Source organism: Gammaproteobacteria bacterium, from assembly GCA_032250735.1.
Lineage (GTDB): Bacteria > Pseudomonadota > Gammaproteobacteria > SZUA-152 > SZUA-152 > SZUA-152.
Window position 1 is genome coordinate 1 of sequence record JAVVEP010000009.1, and the last position, 17,513, is coordinate 17,513.

Consider the following 17,513-nt stretch of genomic DNA (forward strand, 5'->3'; position numbering starts at 1 on the left):
TACGTTGGGGGCTTTGCCAGAACCAAAACTTACCCACAGATTCTGCTGAAGAGCCTAAAATCTAAATTCCCCACTTCTAATATCTATGAACGACAATGCGGAATAGTGGCAGAAGGCTGATATTGAACGTCGGCGTTTAAGCCCTGAGAGTCTATGAATTGGACTTCATTGAAGGCAGCTTCTGTCGCCACAGATCAAAAGCATGCCTCCTCTCGTTAAGATAGGCTTGTCATTGATAAACAGCAGTCAAGCCCGTTGGTTTGTAGTTTAGGCAGGCATCGATAACTTTTGGTAAAATTCCAAAATCACCCCTCCGCCAAATCTGGGACAGAGTTCACAGGCCGAACACAATAACTAGGTACTTTTACTTTCACCTAGTCATAAGAGATTGATTAAAAATATTCATTGCATTAAGACCGATGGGCAGCCGCGTGGGCAGAGAAAGCGTGCCCACCCTTCGAACCTCGTGCAGAAATCAGTTTCACACAACACGCTTGCTCTGTTCCTGATACTGTTCCCGGTGCACCAGGCTCGCCAGGGCGCCGAGCTGTTCGGCGAGCACTTCGATCATGTCATCCATTGTGACAATACCGATCAGGCTGCCTTTGGCATTCACCACGGGGGCGCGGCGGACCGCTTTCAACTGCATCTGTTCGATGAGTTCGTGCAGTTGTCCATCCTCTTTTGCGACCAGTAGCTCGCCACTCATCGCGTCGCCGACGGCGACCTTTTCTGCGTTGACCTGTTTGGCGACCAGCTCGATCACGATATCGCGATCCGTAAGGATTCCCACCGGCACACTTTCGGCGCCACTCTGTTCTACGACGACCACGTCACCCACATGATATTTGCGCATCAATTTTGCCGCCTCAAGCACCGACTCCTGTCGCTCGACAATAATGACTTCGCGATTACAAAGTTCACCGATGTTCATAGCCTTTGCCTCCTTGCATTTTTGCATTTTTGCGTTTTTGCATTCTTGCGTAACTGAAAGATGATGTCTGTATACACCGCTGCGGCTGCCGCGTCCGCTATCACGCCGGCTGTTGTTGCCGGGAAAATTCGAGCATGCGTTCGATGGGCAGTCTGGCCCTGGCGGCGATATCCTCGGGTACATAGATCTGGTTACTTCCCGTTTCGAGCACATGGCAAAGGTTTTCCAGACTGTTCATCGCCATCCAGGGACAATGGGCGCAACTGACACAGGTGCCGCTCGCGCCCCCGGTGGGCGCGATGATCAATTGTTTGCCGGGCGCCGCCTCATGCATTTTATGAAAGATGCCACGATCGGTGGCCACGATCAGTTGCGAGGCTTTCGATTCCGCGGCGGCGCGAATCAGGCGGGTGGTCGAACCGACCACGTCGGCGAGGGCAATAACCTCGGCCGGTGATTCCGGGTGCACCAGCACCTCGGCATCGGGATGCTGCTCCATCAGCCGTTTCAATTCCGTGGTCTTGAACTCATCGTGGACCACGCAGAATCCCTGCCAGCAGAGCATGTCGATGCCGGTCTGCTGCTGGATGTAGTGGCCAAGATGTTTGTCGGAGGCGAAGATGACCTTGCGGCCTTCGGCCTTGAGCTGGCGCATGATGTCGACGGCGTTGCTGGAGGTGACCATCCAGTCCGCGCGCGCCTTGACCGCGGCGCTGGTGTTGGCATACACCACCACCGTCCGATCGGGGTGTTGGTCGCAGTAGGCGGTGAACTCCTCCGCCGGGCAACTCAGGTCCAGGGAACAGGTCGCCTCCAGATCCGGCATGATGACGCGCTTTTCCATGTTGAGGATCTTGGCGGTCTCGCCCATGAAACGCACCCCGATCACCACCAGGGTGTGGGCGGGATGGTCACGACCAAAATAGGCCATGCCTAACGAGTCGGCGACGTGGCCACCGGTCTCGTCGGCCAGGGTTTGCAGCGCCTCATCCACATAATAGTGCGCCACCAGTACGGCATTGTGCTCGACCAGCAGGTGCTTGATCCGTTTCCGCAACACCAGGGGTTCGACGGCGGGCGGCGAGTTGGTACAGGGCGTCTGCGCGGCGAGTGCGCGAATCCCAGCCTCCAGCCGTCGGGGGACTTCAATGGCACGATCCATCTTTAATACCTCGATAACTGTCTCGAAAACTGCCTCGAAAAAGTTCACCTGCGTCTGCCCGCACGCGCTGTCATTTATCCATTCATTGACTACAGTATAGCGAACGCACTACGCATCTCATTTTGCCGCCGTGCGCCTCACTGCGCCGTCTGTTGGCGACTCTGATGCAGGGAATATTGATTATGAAGGCCGACTGGCAACACTTTGAGCATGGCGCCGATGTCGGGATCTGGGGCCGGGGCGACACCCTGGCGGCGGCCTATGAACAGGCGGCGCTGGCGCTGACCGCCGTCATCGTCGACCCCGCTACGGTGGCCGCGCAGACCATGATCGAGATTGACTGCGAGGCGCCGGATGACGAGCTGCTGCTGGTCGACTGGCTGAATGCCCTGATCTATGAAATGGCCAACCGACGGATGCTGTTCGGCCGCTACGCGGTGAAACTGCGGGGACACCGGCTACATGCCCAGGTGTGGGGCGAGCCGCTCGACCCGGCTCGGCACCAGCCGACGGTGGAGGTCAAGGGCGCGACCTATACCGCACTGATGGTCTTTCAGGACCAGCAGGGAACCTGGCATGCGCGCACGGTGGTGGATGTATAAACGCACACTGCGATCCGGGCATTCACCCGGATACCGGCACAGGGAACGATGCCATCATGGACTTGCAGCTGTTTGAGCGCGACAACGAATTGACCTGGCGTATCGCGCCGACGGGCAAGATGCGGGTGCCCGCTATCATCTATGCCGACGAGGCCCTGATGCGCGACATGGACCACAAGGTCTATGAACAGATCACCAATGTCGCCACCCTGCCCGGCATCGTCAACGCCGCCTACGCCATGCCCGATGCCCACTGGGGCTATGGCTTTCCTATCGGTGGCGTAGCCGCCTTTGATGCGGATCAGGGCGGCGTGGTCTCCGCCGGTGGCGTGGGTTTTGACATCTCCTGCGGCGTACGCACCCTGACCACGGGACTGACCCGTGGCGATATTGAGGCGGTCAAGAAACAACTCGCCGATCAGTTGTGCCGGGATATCCCGGCCGGTCTGGGAAGCACCGGCGGCGTGCACCTCAATGCACAACAGATGCAGGCCATGCTCACGGGCGGCGCGCGCTGGGCCGTGGAACAGGGCTTCGGTGAGGCGGCGGACCTGCAACGCATCGAGGAAAAGGGCTGCATGGCGGGCAGTGATCCGGCCTGTGTTTCGGAGCAGGCCAAACGCCGGCAACGCAATGAGATGGGCACCCTCGGCTCGGGCAATCACTACCTGGAGGTGCAACAGGTGGCCGCTCTCTATGACCCGGCGGCCGCGACGGCCTTCGGGCTGCGCGAGGATGATGTGGTGGTCAGCATCCACTGCGGGTCGCGAGGTCTCGGGCATCAGATCGGCACCGAATACCTGAAGTCCATGCTGGCCTACACCTCACAACAGGAACTGCACCTGCCCGACCGTGAGCTGGCCTGTGCCCGCATCCACTCCGAGATCGGCCAGCAATACCTGGGCGCGATGCGGGCCGGCATCAATTGCGCGCTGGCCAACCGCCAGATCCTTACCCACCTGACCCGACAGGCCTTTGCCCGCGTACTGCCAGAGGCGCGGCTGCGGCTGCTGTATGACGTCTCGCACAACACCTGCAAGGAGGAGACGCACAGCGTCGATGGTCAGCCGCGCCGGCTGTTCGTGCATCGCAAGGGTGCAACGCGGGCCTTTGGGCCGGGCCATCCGGACATCCCCGAGGCACTGCGCCACATCGGCCAACCGGTGCTTATCGGCGGTTCCATGGGCACCGCCTCCTACATCCTGGCCGGCACGGCGCACAGCGAGCAGCTCGCCTTCAGCTCCGCCTGCCACGGCGCCGGTCGCGCCATGAGCCGGCACCAGGCCAAGCGCCAGTGGCAGGGGCGGCAGCTGATCGATGAGCTGGCCAGCGAGGGGATCCTGATCCGCAGTCCCAGTCTGCGCGGCGTCGCCGAAGAGGCACCCGGCGCCTACAAGGATGTCTCTGCGGTGGTCGATGCCGCCGATCGGGCCGGACTGGCGCGCAAGGTGGCGCGACTGCGGCCGCTGATCTGCATCAAGGGATGAGACAACACAAAATATACTGATACATAACGATAACTATGTGTCTATGCGTGAACCCGGCGAAACGCTAGCTGCGCCGTTTCGGTCGCAGAATTTGCTCCTATAATTCAAGGGTGCGCACCCGACCAAGGAGATCTTTATGACTATGGAGCTGGACACGGAAATCGAACTGGAACTCGAACGAACCATTATCGATATGATCGACGAAAAACGCGGCATTCTTGCGATGGATGAGAGTCTGCCCACCATGGCCAAGCGTTTTGCTCCCATCGGGGTGGAGTCCACCGCCGACACTCGCGAGGCCTATCGTTCCCTGCTACTCACCACGCCCGGCCTGGGTGACTACATCAGCGGCGTCATCCTGTTTGAAGAGACTCTGGGCCAGAAGAATCCTCTCGGCCAACCACTGCCGGAGGTGGCGTGGTTACAGCGGATCGTGCCCGGCATCAAGGTGGACAAGGGCAAGCTGCCGCTGGCGCTATCACCGGGCGACCTCATCACCCAGGGGCTGGACGGTCTTGGCGAACGGCTCCGACACTACAAACAGCAGGGGGCGCGTTTCGCCAAATGGCGCGAGGTGTATGCCATCGATGGGCCCGCCCCCACCCCGCACGGCATCGAGGCCAACGCCGAGATGCTGGCCCGCTATGCGGCGATCTGTCAGGCCGAGGGCATTGTGCCCATCGTCGAGCCCGAGGTGCTGATGGATGGCAGCCACGACATCGAACGCCATGCGGCGGTTACCGAGGCCGTGCAACATGCCGTGTTTCACGCCCTGCACCGGCATCATGTGCGGCTGGAACTGATGCTGCTCAAACCCAATATGGTGTTGCCGGGCAAAGACTGCCGTCGCGCCGATCCCGATGAGGTCGCGGACACAACCCTGAAGGTGTTGAGCCGAACCGTACCGGCCGCCGTGCCCAGCATCAATTTTCTGTCCGGTGGCCAGGGCCCCGAAGAGGCCACCGAGAATCTCAATGCGATCAACTATCAGCGCGGCAGCGCCCCCTGGCAGCTGAGTCTGTCCTATGGACGCGCCCTGCAACAGCCGGTCCTCCAGGCCTGGGCGGGCAACGCAGATAATATCGACCGCGCGCAACAGGCGCTGATGAAACGCGCACGCCTCAATAGCCTGGCCCGACGCGGCGAATACGACCCCGAGATGGAGTGAGTGTGCCGGGGTGTTGAAATTTCATCCGCCATCCCTATCTGCGAAATGGATGTCCCATTGTCATCAACCGGGTGGTGATTCCGAAATAATGCATCAGTGATAGTGGGGGCGATGGACCACGCCACAATCACCTGAACATGTTGCTGACAAAACCGCTGCACAAGAAGACAAAATGGAGCCAGAAAATGTCACCTAACAAGTCCTGCATCATTCTCCTGTTCATCCTGCTATCGCTGACCCTTGGGCCGCCGGCACTGTCCGCCGAGGACAGTGGTATCTCCAGTCTGCGCCAGACCAGCAAGGCCTTTGCATCGGTGGCGAAAAAGGTATCGCCCTCAGTGGTGTTTGTGAATGTTGAGAGCGTCCAGAAAAGTGCCGCAGCCGCGCCCTTCGTCTCGCCCTTCTCCTCGCCCTTCAATGATGATTTTTTTAAACGCTTTTTTGGCGAATCGTTTCCGGGACTCACGCCACGAGAGGCGCCACGACAGGCGCCGCCGCAGGAACGCAAAATTATGGGCCAGGGTTCCGGCTTTGTGTTCTCCCATACTAAAGGCCTGCTGTCGGAAACCACCTATATCCTCACCAATAACCATGTGGTCGAGGGTGCCGACAAGATCCACATCACCGCTCAGGATGGGCGGGAGTTTGAGGCAACGCTCACCGGCGCCGATCCCAAATCCGATCTGGCGGTACTGGAGATCAAGGCCGCCCTGCCCAAACTGGAAATGGGTGACTCATCCGCCCTGGAGGTGGGTGAATGGGTGCTGGCGATCGGTAATCCCTTTGGCCTGAGCCATACCCTGACGGTGGGCGTGGTGAGCGCCAAGGGCCGCACCGGACTTGGGATTAATGATTATGAGGATTTCATCCAGACCGATGCGGCGATCAATCCGGGCAATTCCGGCGGCCCGCTGGTCAATCTCAATGGCGAGGTGATCGGGGTCAATACGGCGATCTTTTCCCGCAGCGGCGGCTACATGGGCGTGGGCTTTGCCATCCCCGCGAACCTGGCCCGCGGCGTTGCCGAACAGCTGATCGCCAATGGCGAAGTGACCCGAGGCTATCTGGGCATCGTCATTCAGCAATTGACACCGGAACTGGCCGAGTCCTTTTCGATCAAACAGGGCAAGGGTATTTTGGTGGCGCAGGTATCGGAAGGCTCACCGGCCGAAAAGGCCGGGATAAAAACCGGGGATCTGATTGTCCGTTATCAGGACCAGGCGGTAGAGACCGTCGGTGATTTTCGCAATCGCGTGGCGCTGACCCCACCGGGCAGCAAGGCGACAGTGAGTATTATCAGAAACGGTCAGGGCAAGGATATCGCGGTGAAGATCGGCAAGCTGAGCGATGCGGAAATCGTCGCCCAGGCCCCTGCATCGGCGCAGGCGCCCGACCTTGGCCTGACCGTGCAGACCCTGTCGCCCGAGCTGGCGCAACAGTTTGATGTCAAACCCGGCCAGGGCGTGGTGGTCACCGAGGTGCAGCCCGCTTCGATGGCCTCCCTGGCCGGCATCCGCCCGGGCATGGTGATCCTTGAGGTGAATCGTAAGACGGTGAATTCCGCAGCCGAATTCCGGCAAGCGGTCGACAAGAGCCGGGGGGATAAGCGTGTACTGTTGCTGGTCAGTGACCGCGGCATGTCGCGTTTCGTCGTGTTGCGCTGGCGCTAAGTCTCGGCGGAGGTGAACCTGTATGCCGTGATCGAATCAAAGGCTTTGAGGCGGGTGAGAACGATATGAATCTGATATGAAACCAAAGCGATGCCATGCTGAAAAGTGTTGATCAGTATCTGGTACGCAAGGACACGCGCGGCCTGTTACTGCTGCTGATTCTTCTTACCCTCCTGCTGGGTATCGTGGACTATTTCAGCGGGCAGGAATTATCGTTTTCGTTTATTTACACCCTGCCGATCATGCTGGCCGTCTGGTATGGCGGCTATGCCCCTGGCGTAATCGTCACTCTTGTTTCCATCGCGGTCTGGCTGTCGATCGAGCTGACCGCTGGCAGAGACTATTCACACCCGCTGGTGCTGGTCTGGAATACCGCCATCCGGCTGGTGTTTTTTCTGATCATTGTCAGACTACTGTCCTCCATGAAGGACAAGGTGAGCACCCTGGCGAACCTCGCGACGATCGACTCCCTGACCGGCCTGTTCAACCGACGTTATTTTCTGGAACAGATGGAGCGCGAGCGCACCCGTATCCAGCGTTACCCGGAGGTCTTCACGGTCGCGTATATCGATATCGATAATTTCAAATATGTGAACGACTCGCTGGGACACGTGATCGGTGACGACCTGTTACAGGCTGCCGGCAAAACCATACAGCATAATCTGCGCGAGACCGACATCTGTGCACGCCTGGGCGGCGATGAGTTCGTGGTATTTTTCCCCGCCCTCGCGGAAAAGCCGGCCTTACACGTCATGCAGGAATTGCAGCAGCAGTTGTTGCAGGCCATGCAGCGGCATGCCTGGCCGGTGACCTTTAGTATCGGCATGGTCACCTACCGACAGCCGATGAAGAATATCCGCGAGATGATGTACAAGGCCGACGAGCTGATGTACCGGGTAAAAAAATCCGGCAAAAATAATATTTTACACATTGTCATTCCCGATACCGTGGCCGGGGCAGACTCCAAAAAAGACTCCGCAAAAGACACTGCAAAACGCCCCGCCGACGACGGCGCCGCCGGCACAGGCACGGCAGAAAAGGCCTGATCGATGCACGATCAGGGGGGACGCCAGGCTGTCCATAATTGAGTTTTTTTGTTGGTTGAATTGGCCGATTCGTGCGCTATAACCTTAGAACAACGTTCGAACAACGTGATTTTAGTGTGACAAAACAACTCAGGAGATAACCCATGGACATCAAGAAATATTCACCCTGGAGCTGGTTTCAGCATGAAAAGACGGAAGCACAGGGCCTGCCGGTACGCTCTGAAATGGCCCGGCCGCTGGCGACCTATCCGGTTTTCCAGCTGCACCAGGAAATAGACCGGCTCTTCAATGACGCGCTACGCGGTTTCCCCAGTGTGTTTCGCGGTGGCATGGAATGGCCGGAGATCACCCCTGTCATGCTGTCGCCGAATCTCGATATCAAGGAAACGGATCAGGACTATATCGTCAGTCTGGAAGTCCCGGGCGTCGCCAAGGAGGATGTGGACATCCGGGTGTCGGGCAATATGCTGACGATTCATGGCGAGAAGAAACAGGAGAATAAGGAGGACAAGGCCAACTATCATTGCGTAGAGCGCCACTATGGCAGCTTTGAGCGCAGGCTTGCGCTGCCGGAGGATGCCAACGCGGAGAATATCTCGGCCCGTTTCAAGGATGGCGTGTTGACCATTGACATCAAACGTCAGGCAAAGATCGCTTCCAAGGAGGCCAAGAAGGTCGAGGTCGAGGCGGCGTAATGGGCGACGTAAGACCCGTAAGAGGCTTACGCAGTCACCGGTCTAACGCCGACTGTCATCCGCCTGCGCGCCGGGGCGGGTGAAATAGTCGGCGGGCAGTGCATCAAGCTGTTGACGCATGGCGTCATAGCCAATGGCGATGATCTCCGCGGCGCGATTGAATTCCAGAAAACGTACGCTACCCAGTCGCGGCTGGATCAACACATCGGGATGATCCATCTGCAGGCGGTTGCGGGTAATCTGGCTTTCCATGATATTGATGGAGGTCAGCAGCACCTCGAAAATATTCGGCAGTGATTCCTCGGCCAGCCACTGCCGGGCCTGCATCAGGGTGGGGTTGTCATCAAACGCGTGCAGCTTCTTCTCAATCCGTTCGAGCGCCTCGCGATAGCGCCCACCGCCGAGCTCGGACAGGGTCTGCATAATTCCAGACTCGTCTGAGTCCTTTTCGGCAGCGGCCTTGGTGGCCACCGCATGCCTGCCCGAAAGTTTTTCATGATTGAGGTCTACGGCGATAACGATGTCCGCCCCCATGTTGCGTGCCACGTTTACCGGCACGGGATTCACCAGGCCGCCGTCGATCAGTACCCGGCCGTGCATGCGCACCGGGGTGAAGATGCCGGGGACGGAGATACTCGCGCGCACGGCCTCGATGAGGTCGCCGGTGTCGAAGATGACCTCCTCGCCACTGCCGAAATCGGTCGCCACCGCCTTGAACGGCATCGGCAAATCCTCAATCCGGCTGGCGTGCACATACTCGCGCATAAAGTCGGCGACTTTTTTGCCATCGATAATGCCGGACTTTGGAAAAACGACATCAAAGAAGTAGGCAATTTTTTTCCAGTCCATGGCGAGGTAGGCGCTGTGCAGGCTGTCGATCTTGCCGGCCGCGTACACGGCACCGACCAGTGCACCGATGCTGGTGCCGACGACATAATCCACCTGAATACCCGCATCCCGGATCGCCCGGATGACGCCGATGTGCGCCAGTCCACGCGCCGAGCCACTGCCCAGGGCAAGACCAACCTTGAGTGGCTGGGAGGGTGGCTGGGCGGATGGCTTGGAGGGTGGCTTGGTGGATGGTGCGGTCATGTATCGAGTCTAGCGGTGAAAAGCCGGGGGAAGTGGATAAAAGTGACGCGGTCCGGGAATTTATGACCGGGCATCAGGCCGACAGATGGGCGCGCACCATCGCCAGGTCCTTATCGGTATCGACGCCCGCCAGCGGCACCTCCACGGCCTCGGCCACATGGATGCGATGTCCGTTCCATAAGGCGCGCAACTGTTCGAGCGACTCCATCTTTTCCAGGGCGCAGGCCGGCCAGCGGGTGTATTGCTGCAGAAATCCGCTGCGGTAGGCATAGATGCCGATGTGGCGGAAGTGTTCCGAGTCTTCGGGCAGGACTTCGGTGGTACTGGCAAAGGCATCGCGATCCCAGGGGATGCTGGCGCGGCTGAAATAGAGGGCGAAATCGTTTTTGTCTTTCACCACTTTCACCAGGTGTGGATCAAACAATTCGGCGGCGGTATTAATTCTGGCGCACACGGTCGACATGCTGGCCAGACTGGTCTGCGCCAGATTGTCCGCCACCTGGCGAATCACTGCGGGCGGCATCAGGGGTTCGTCACCCTGCAGGTTGACGATGATATCCTCTTCTGCGAAACCCAGTTTGTCCGCCACTTCCGCGATACGATCCGTCCCCGACTGATGCGTAGCCGCGGTGAGGCAAACATCGCCACCAAACTCCTTCACCGCCGCTTCAATCTGTGCACTGTCGGTGGCGATCACCACCTGATCGGCGCCACTTTCCAGCGCCCGCTCGTAGACATGTTGAATCATCGGTTTGCCGCAGATATCCACCAGCGGCTTGCCGGGCAGACGGGTGGCGGCATAGCGGGCGGGAATGATGACGCGAAAGGTCATGCAACTTCCTCGTCCGGCGCCAGTACCCGCGCCTCATCTTCCAGCATCACCGGAATATCGTCCCGTATCGGATAGGCCAGGCGATCCGGCTTGCAGATCAATTCCCCGGCCTCTTTCTTATAAACCAGCGGCCCCTTGCACAGCGGGCAGACGAGTATGTCGAGTAATTTTTTATCCATGATCCTGTCCTGACTCGGTTGACGACCTTTGCAGGTCTGTGTTTCGGTTGTTAAGCAAACGCATCAATAATGGCAACATGCGTTCGTCTAGTTTGGCATCCACCGGCACGCTCCAGTGGCGCTCGGTGGCAAAGGCCTGACACTTCACGGCATCCTTCTCGGTCATCAGCACCGGCAACTCATCGGCAAAGGCAATGTCCGGCGCGCCAAAGGGGTGATGGTCCGGAAACGGATGCGGGATGACCGTCAGCCCATGGGATTCCAGTTGACGAAAAAACCGTTCAGGGTGACCGATGCCGGCGACGGCATGCACGGTCTTGCCTTGCAGATAATCCAATGACATGTTGCGTGTCGGCGTCCGCATGTTTTGCAACCGCCCGGGGGTCAGCTCCATGCGATACTCGCGGGCGCCGGCCACCCCGTTTGTCACCACCAGGTCAACGCTCTTCATCCGCCACAATGGCTCGCGCAGCGGACCCGCCGGCAGACAATGCTGATTACCAAAACGCCGTACCCCATCCACGACGGCAATCTCGATATCACGCCCCAGGGCATAATGTTGCAGGCCATCGTCGGCCACAATCACATCGCATTGCGTATACGTCAACAGTGCATTCGCGGCCGCAACCCGATCAGGACCGACCGCCATGGGACAGGCCGTGCGGCGGGAGAGCAGCACCGCCTCATCCCCCACCATGCGCGGATCACTATCAGCACGCACCTGCTGCGGCCAATGCGTGGCCGCCCCGCCGTAACCCCGGCTCACAATGCCCGGTGTATAGCCCTGTTTACGCAGCCATTCAACCAGCCAGGTCACCAGTGGCGTCTTCCCGGTACCACCGACCGAGATATTGCCGACGATGATCACCGGCACCGGCAGCTGATGTACCTTCAACAGGCCGGTGCGGTACAGCCATCGCCGCAGTATCGCCAGCGCGCAGAACAACCAGGAAAGCGGCAACAGCAATAAAGTGATGCCGCTCTTGTTGTACCAGTAATAGTCGAGGCTTTTCAAAACGCCCTTTTCATCACGACAATCCCATCGTTATAGGCCGCCATTATCCGTCGCCGTTACCCGTCGCCACTATCCGTTGCCAGAATGCACGCAACGGCTCTCACTCCTCATCAAACTGCATCTGATACAGGGCGGCGTAATCCTTTCCGGCGGCGAGCAAGTCGGCATGGCGACCGGACTCGACGATCCTGCCATCGCGCAACACCAGAATCTTGTCGGCATTTTCCACCGTCGATAAACGGTGGGCGATCACCAGCGTGGTGCGGTTTTCCATCAACACCGACAGGGCGTCCTGAATATAGCGTTCCGATTCATTATCCAGCGCCGAGGTCGCCTCATCGAGAATGATGATCGGCGCGTCCTTCAACAGGGCGCGGGCAATGGCGATGCGCTGACGCTGGCCACCGGACAATAAAACGCCTTTGTCACCCACCACGGTCTGAAAACCTTTCGGCAAGGCCTCGATGAATTCGATGGCGTGCGCCGCGGTTGCTGCCGCAATGATTTTCTCTGCACTGCAATCAGACAGACTGCCATAGGCAATATTATTGGCGACGGTGTCATTAAATAAAATCACCTCCTGACTCACCAGCGAGATCTGTTCCCGCAGGTTATGCAGCCTGATGTCCGGCAGGGGGATATCATCCAGCAGGATCTCCCCTTCCGTGGCATCATAAAACCGCGGCAGCAGACTGACCAGGGTGGATTTGCCGCTGCCCGACCGACCCACGATGGCCACCGTCTGCCCCGCCTCGGCCGTAAAACTGATGTCTTTCAGCACCGGCTTTTTGCTCGTCGCATAGGCAAAGGACACCCTGCGGAATTCGATCCTGCCGCGTGTCCTGTCGATAAGCCGTTGACCGGTGTCTTTCTCCGACTCTTCGTCCAGCAACAAAAACACGCTCTGGGCCGCGGCGATGCCCTGCTGCACCGTTGCCTGCACCATGGTCAGGCGCTTCATCGGCGCCAGCAACAACATGCTGGCAGCTACAAACGACATGAAGGTGCCGACCGTCAGCGCCTTGAGCATCTCCTCGGAGGTGGCCACATACAGAATCACCGCCAGACCGCAGGCACCGAGAAACTGGGATGTCGGCACGCTGATGGCCCGCGTCGCGGCCAGCTTCATGTTTTGCCGGCGGTTGTATTCGTTGGCTCTGGAAAACTGCTGATCTTCGCCGTTCTCGCCACCAAATATTTTCACCACCCGATGGCCTTCGGTAACCTGCTGGGAAAGCTCGGTCACATTACCCATGGATGTCTGGATACGCTGACTGATACGACGGAAACGTTTACTGACGGAAACCACCAGCACGGTAATCACCGGCCCCAGCACCAGGAACACGATGGCCAGCTTCCAGCTGGTGTAGAACATCAGCCCCAGCAGACCGAGGATGGTAAAGGTATCGCGCACCACGATGGTAACGGCCTTGGTGGCCGCCTGCGCCACACGCTCCACATCGTAAATGAGTTTTGAGGTCAGCTGGCCGGAGGATGATTGATCATAAAAGCTGGTGGGCAAACGCATCAGGCTCGAAAACATCTGCTGGCGCATATCGCGGATAATATTGCGTCCCACATGTTCCATGCCGTAGGTGGAGATAAAACCGCCGATGCCCCGCACCACAAAAATGGTCAACAGGCCCATCGGCAACCAGCGAATAATGTTCGGGTCTTTATCAATGAAGGTGCCATCGAGCATGGGTTTCATGATCCAGGCGAAACCTGCCTCGGTGGCCGCGACCACGGCCATGCCGAAAATCGCCAGCATGAAAACGCTCGAATAGCGCCACGCATAACCGAGCAGGCGTTTGTAGACCTGACTAGGCAGCATGGCGGGAGTCTCGTGGGGTGTGCGTTGGCGACACAGGCGTTAGCAATGATGCCGGCCAGCCGTGCACGGTAAAAAGGGGCCTAATCACTGCTGGTTGTTCGACTGAACCGTGGCGAAATTCAGGTGAATGAATCCCAGTTGCCGCGCCGCGTCCATGACCGTGATGACCGACTGGTGCGGTGTCTTGGCATCGGCGCTCAAGATGATCGGTGGGTTTTCCCGGTCGCCCGCCACTTCCTTCATGGCCTTCATCAGGGTTTCCAGCTGGGTGTTGATCACACGCTGGCCGTTGACATAAAAGATGCCTTCGGCATCCACGGTCACCTGCAGGGAAAACTCATCCGCCGCCTTGGCATCGGCGGTGGCTTCGGGCAGCATGATCTCGATTTCCGACTCACGCTCAAAGGTGGTCGACACCATAAAAAAGATCAGCAGCAAAAACACCACGTCAATCAGCGGCGTAATGTTGACGTCGAGGTTTTCTTTCCGGGAGGGTGAAATATTCACAGACTAGTACTCGTTATCCGGGTGACTGACGGGATTCGCGGCGGGTATCGATGCAGCGGCATTATTTGGCGGCAGCGGTTGCTAATGCCGCGTCGGACTGACGCTCACCATGAATGACCTCCACCATTTTGATGGCCTCCTGTTCCATGAACACCACCAGGCTGTCAATCAGGCCACGGAAATAACGGTGCGCCATCAAACTGGGAATAGCGACCGACAGTCCGGCCGCCGTGGTGATCAACGCCTCGGAGATGCCGCCGGCCAGCACGGCCGGATTGCCCACGCCCTGCGCGGTGATCACGCTGAACACCTTGATCATGCCGATGACCGTGCCCAGCAAACCCAGCAGCGGGGTAATGGCGGCAATGGTGCCGAGACTGTTCATGTAGCGTTCCAGCTCATGCACCACATGCCGCCCGGTCTCCTCGATACTTTCCTTCATCACCTCGCGGCTATTGTTGACGTTGCTCAGGCCCGCGGCCAGCACCCGCCCCAGGGGCGAGCTGTTGCGCACCGAACTCAGTTGCTCCGCACTCAGTTGTCCCTTGGACTGCATGTGCCAGATCTGGGCCACCAGGTGCCTGGGGATGATGCGCTTGCGTTGCAGTGACCACAGCCGCTCGCCGATAATGGCAAACGCCACGATGGAGCACAGAATGATGGGAACCATCAACCAACCGCCAGATTTTACGATCTCAAACACGAATAGCTTTCCTCGATTATTCCGTTACCACAATACCTTACCAAACAAGCCGTTACTGTAGCAGAGTCGCCGATCCGCCGGAAGCGTTGCGGGCGACTCAGGGCGCTGTCTCCATGGGCTGATCGTGCCAATAACGCGCGGCCTGCTGGCGATAGGTATGGATCTGCTTTAACCCCAGCGGCCCGCCCAGGCGGACTGTGATAGCGCCATGGCTGGCGGTATCAAACAGGCGGATATGGCGGTCGCGGTAGCGCTGTACGATGAGCGGTTTTGGAAAGCCGTAGCGATTGCGATAGCCGACGGGAAACAACGCGATCGCCGGCGCCACCCCCTCCACAAAGGCCGTGCTGGACGAGGTCTTGCTGCCGTGATGCGGCACCACCAGCACATCCGCTGGCAGTTGTGCGGCCAGGCGTTGCAGCATTTCCTGCTCGGCGGCCTGCTCGATGTCGCCGCTGAGCAGCACGCTGTCGTTGCCGGCCTGGACGCGCAGCACGCAGGAGCGATTGTTTTCCCGCCGCCCCTTTTTATGCACCAGGGTATGCCCCTGGTCCTTAGACTCCGGCTCGGCCGGGTTCAACATCGTAAACACCACCCCATCCCACTGCCACTGCTGGCCGGCCACACAGGCCTGCAGGTCGACGCCGTGCCGCTGTTGCAGCTCGCGCCGGTCCAGCTCACTGCTCAGCACCCGCTGTACCGGCAGACTCTCCAGCAGGGCGGGAACACCACCGATGTGGTCATTATCGCCATGGCTCACCACCAGCGTATCGATGCGCCCCCGTCCCTGGGCCAGCAGATAGGGCGCGATCACCGCCTCGCCGGTGTTAAAACCGCTGCCAAACCGCGGCCCCGTGTCGAACACCAGCACATGGTTCTGGGTCTGCACCACGCTGGCCAGCCCCTGCCCCACATCCAGCAGGGTGAACTGCGCCTCGCCCGGCGCCAACCCCGTCGGCGCCAGGAAAAACAGCGGCAACAGACCCACCATGCCCACCCCACGCCCCGGCACCCCGCGCGGCGCCAGCACCCAGGCCAGTCCGACCACGGCCACCGCCATCGCCCAGCCCGGCGGCGCCGCCTGCGACCATTGCGCAAACCGCCACTGGCCCACCAGCGCCAGCCACCACCACAGGACATCCACACTCCACAGCGCGAGCCCCAGCAACCACTCGGCCACCACCGGCAGGGGCGCGAGCAACAGCGTCCCGCCCAGGGTCAGCGGCACCGTCACCATACTGACCCAGGGCACCGCCAGCAGATTCGCCAGCGGCGCCACCAGTGAGGCCTTCTGAAACAACAGCACCAGGGCCGGAAACAGGCCCACGGCGACCACATACTGTACCCGGCCCCAGCGCCACCACAGGGAGCGCATCGCCAGCCGCCCGGACATGGCATACAGGATCACCGCCACGGCCCCGAACGACAACCAGAAACCCGGTGCCAGCACCGCCATGGGGTCGATCACCAGCACCAGGATCAGCGCCAGCGCCAGCAATGCACTGGGGCGGGTGTGGCGCTGCAACAGTACCGCCAGCATCACCACCGCCACCATCACCAGGGCCCGCTGGGTGGGGACCGAAAACCCGGCCAGCAGCGCATAGACCGTGGCCGCCAACAGGGCGGCGACCGCCCCCGCCCGAGCCGCCGGCCAGTGGCTCACGGCGGTGGCCGACAGTCGCCACAGGCGGCGCACCGCAAAAAAGGCAAAGCCCGCCACCAGCCCCACGTGCAAACCGGAAATCGCCACCAGATGATTGGTGCCGGTGCGCATCAACAGCTGCCACTGGTCCTGATCGATCAGCTGCCGATCACCGATGGCCAGCGCCAGTACGATGCCGCGCAGCGGGTGGTCGTGTAAGGCGGATTGCAGCTCATCGCGCAACTGCTGGCGGAGCTGATGAACGGGATAGGCGCGGGCCGTCACCGCCAGACGTTGGTTGGTCACCGCCGCCTGATCCGACCCGTTCGACCGGCGAGGCTCGCGCACATAACCCTTGGCCCGAATACCCTGCTGGAACAGCCAGGCCTCGTAATCAAAACCGCCGGGATTCATAAAACCGTGAGGACGCTTCAGTCGCACCGTCAGGCGCCAGCGTTCTCCCACGCGCAGCGCGGGCGGGTCCTGATACCAGCTCAACAGCAGGCGCCCCGGAAGGGGCTGTGGCTCGCCCTGCCAGTGCAGGCTATCGGGCACAAATTCAAAGCGCGTGCGCCGCTGGCCCCAGCCACCCGACGAAGACGGCTCCGGCAGTGAGGCGATCAGTCCCTCCACCACCACGTCCTCTCCTTCCAGCGTCACCGGCAGCGCGGTGGCTAACAGCCCATGCCCCACCAGGCTGGCGCCGAAAAAACCGATGCCGGCGCTGAAAACCAGCGCGGCCACGGTCGACGACAAACGGGCCAAACGGGATGAATAGAAAGAGGCAAAATAAAAAACCGCCCACAGGGCGGCAAACGACAGGAGCAACAATCCCCACGACCCGACAAACGGCGGCAGCCTGCCCAACTGTTGCAGGGCCGTCGATCCGAATAACATTCCCAGCGCTACCCTGCGCATGTATCAGCAATCCTTAAAATTGTGGAT

Annotated in this window: 16 protein-coding genes; 6 read left to right on the plus strand and 10 right to left on the minus strand. The window is 59.7% G+C overall.

Annotated features, from left to right (window positions below):
- Positions 1–481: 481 nt before the first annotated feature.
- Both RRB22_07030 and nadA read right to left on the minus strand, forming a co-directional pair.
- Positions 482–934, minus strand: coding sequence for a CBS domain-containing protein (locus RRB22_07030; GenBank protein ID MDT8384152.1), 453 nt, complete (start codon positions 932–934; stop codon positions 482–484).
- A gap of 100 nt (positions 935–1,034) precedes the next feature.
- Positions 1,035–2,096: a quinolinate synthase NadA gene (gene nadA / locus RRB22_07035; protein ID MDT8384153.1), complete on the minus strand. Its 1,062-nt coding sequence runs from the start codon at positions 2,094–2,096 to the stop codon at positions 1,035–1,037.
- A gap of 182 nt (positions 2,097–2,278) precedes the next feature.
- Between nadA and RRB22_07040 the strand changes: the two genes are divergently transcribed.
- The 6 genes from RRB22_07040 to RRB22_07065 all read left to right on the plus strand — a co-directional run bounded on the left by RRB22_07040 (position 2,279) and on the right by RRB22_07065 (position 8,764).
- On the plus strand, positions 2,279–2,698 hold the full coding sequence (locus RRB22_07040) for an archease (protein MDT8384154.1): 420 nt from the start codon (positions 2,279–2,281) through the stop codon (positions 2,696–2,698).
- A gap of 56 nt (positions 2,699–2,754) precedes the next feature.
- The gene (locus tag RRB22_07045) at positions 2,755–4,185 is read left to right on the plus strand and encodes an RtcB family protein (GenBank protein MDT8384155.1); all 1,431 of its coding nucleotides are present in this window, start codon (positions 2,755–2,757) and stop codon (positions 4,183–4,185) included.
- A 142-nt stretch (positions 4,186–4,327) separates the two neighbouring features.
- Entirely contained in the window at positions 4,328–5,353 is a 1,026-nt protein-coding gene (locus RRB22_07050) for a class I fructose-bisphosphate aldolase (GenBank protein MDT8384156.1), read from the plus strand.
- 185 nt (positions 5,354–5,538) lie between these two features.
- Entirely contained in the window at positions 5,539–7,023 is a 1,485-nt protein-coding gene (locus RRB22_07055) for a DegQ family serine endoprotease (GenBank protein MDT8384157.1), read from the plus strand.
- Between the two features lie 95 nt (positions 7,024–7,118).
- Entirely contained in the window at positions 7,119–8,069 is a 951-nt protein-coding gene (locus tag RRB22_07060) for a GGDEF domain-containing protein (protein MDT8384158.1), read from the plus strand.
- 143 nt (positions 8,070–8,212) lie between these two features.
- Positions 8,213–8,764, plus strand: coding sequence for an Hsp20/alpha crystallin family protein (locus RRB22_07065; protein MDT8384159.1), 552 nt, complete (start codon positions 8,213–8,215; stop codon positions 8,762–8,764).
- 42 nt (positions 8,765–8,806) lie between these two features.
- On the opposite strand, the gene RRB22_07070 is transcribed toward RRB22_07065, so the two are convergent.
- From RRB22_07070 to RRB22_07105, 8 genes are all read right to left on the minus strand, one after another.
- Positions 8,807–9,856, minus strand: coding sequence for a patatin-like phospholipase family protein (locus tag RRB22_07070; GenBank protein ID MDT8384160.1), 1,050 nt, complete (start codon positions 9,854–9,856; stop codon positions 8,807–8,809).
- Positions 9,857–9,929: 73 nt separating this feature from the next.
- The gene (kdsB, locus tag RRB22_07075; GenBank protein MDT8384161.1) at positions 9,930–10,688 is read right to left on the minus strand and encodes a 3-deoxy-manno-octulosonate cytidylyltransferase; all 759 of its coding nucleotides are present in this window, start codon (positions 10,686–10,688) and stop codon (positions 9,930–9,932) included.
- Positions 10,685–10,867 (minus strand): Trm112 family protein, encoded by a 183-nt coding sequence (locus RRB22_07080; GenBank protein ID MDT8384162.1) that lies wholly within the window; start codon positions 10,865–10,867, stop codon positions 10,685–10,687. The genes kdsB and RRB22_07080 overlap by 4 nt, the downstream gene beginning before the upstream one ends.
- Complete coding sequence (lpxK, locus tag RRB22_07085; protein MDT8384163.1) at positions 10,860–11,882, minus strand: tetraacyldisaccharide 4'-kinase; 1,023 nt, start codon at positions 11,880–11,882, stop codon at positions 10,860–10,862. The genes RRB22_07080 and lpxK overlap by 8 nt, the downstream gene beginning before the upstream one ends.
- Positions 11,883–11,982: 100 nt before the next feature.
- Positions 11,983–13,716: a lipid A export permease/ATP-binding protein MsbA gene (gene msbA, locus RRB22_07090; protein ID MDT8384164.1), complete on the minus strand. Its 1,734-nt coding sequence runs from the start codon at positions 13,714–13,716 to the stop codon at positions 11,983–11,985.
- Between the two features lie 84 nt (positions 13,717–13,800).
- Positions 13,801–14,223 carry a biopolymer transporter ExbD gene (locus tag RRB22_07095; protein ID MDT8384165.1) on the minus strand — a complete coding sequence of 141 codons (423 nt, stop codon included), beginning with the start codon at positions 14,221–14,223 and terminating at the stop codon, positions 13,801–13,803.
- A gap of 61 nt (positions 14,224–14,284) precedes the next feature.
- Complete coding sequence (locus tag RRB22_07100) at positions 14,285–14,926, minus strand: MotA/TolQ/ExbB proton channel family protein (protein MDT8384166.1); 642 nt, start codon at positions 14,924–14,926, stop codon at positions 14,285–14,287.
- Positions 14,927–15,023: 97 nt separating this feature from the next.
- The gene (locus RRB22_07105) at positions 15,024–17,465 is read right to left on the minus strand and encodes a DNA internalization-related competence protein ComEC/Rec2 (protein ID MDT8384167.1); all 2,442 of its coding nucleotides are present in this window, start codon (positions 17,463–17,465) and stop codon (positions 15,024–15,026) included.
- Positions 17,466–17,513 lie beyond the last annotated feature (48 nt).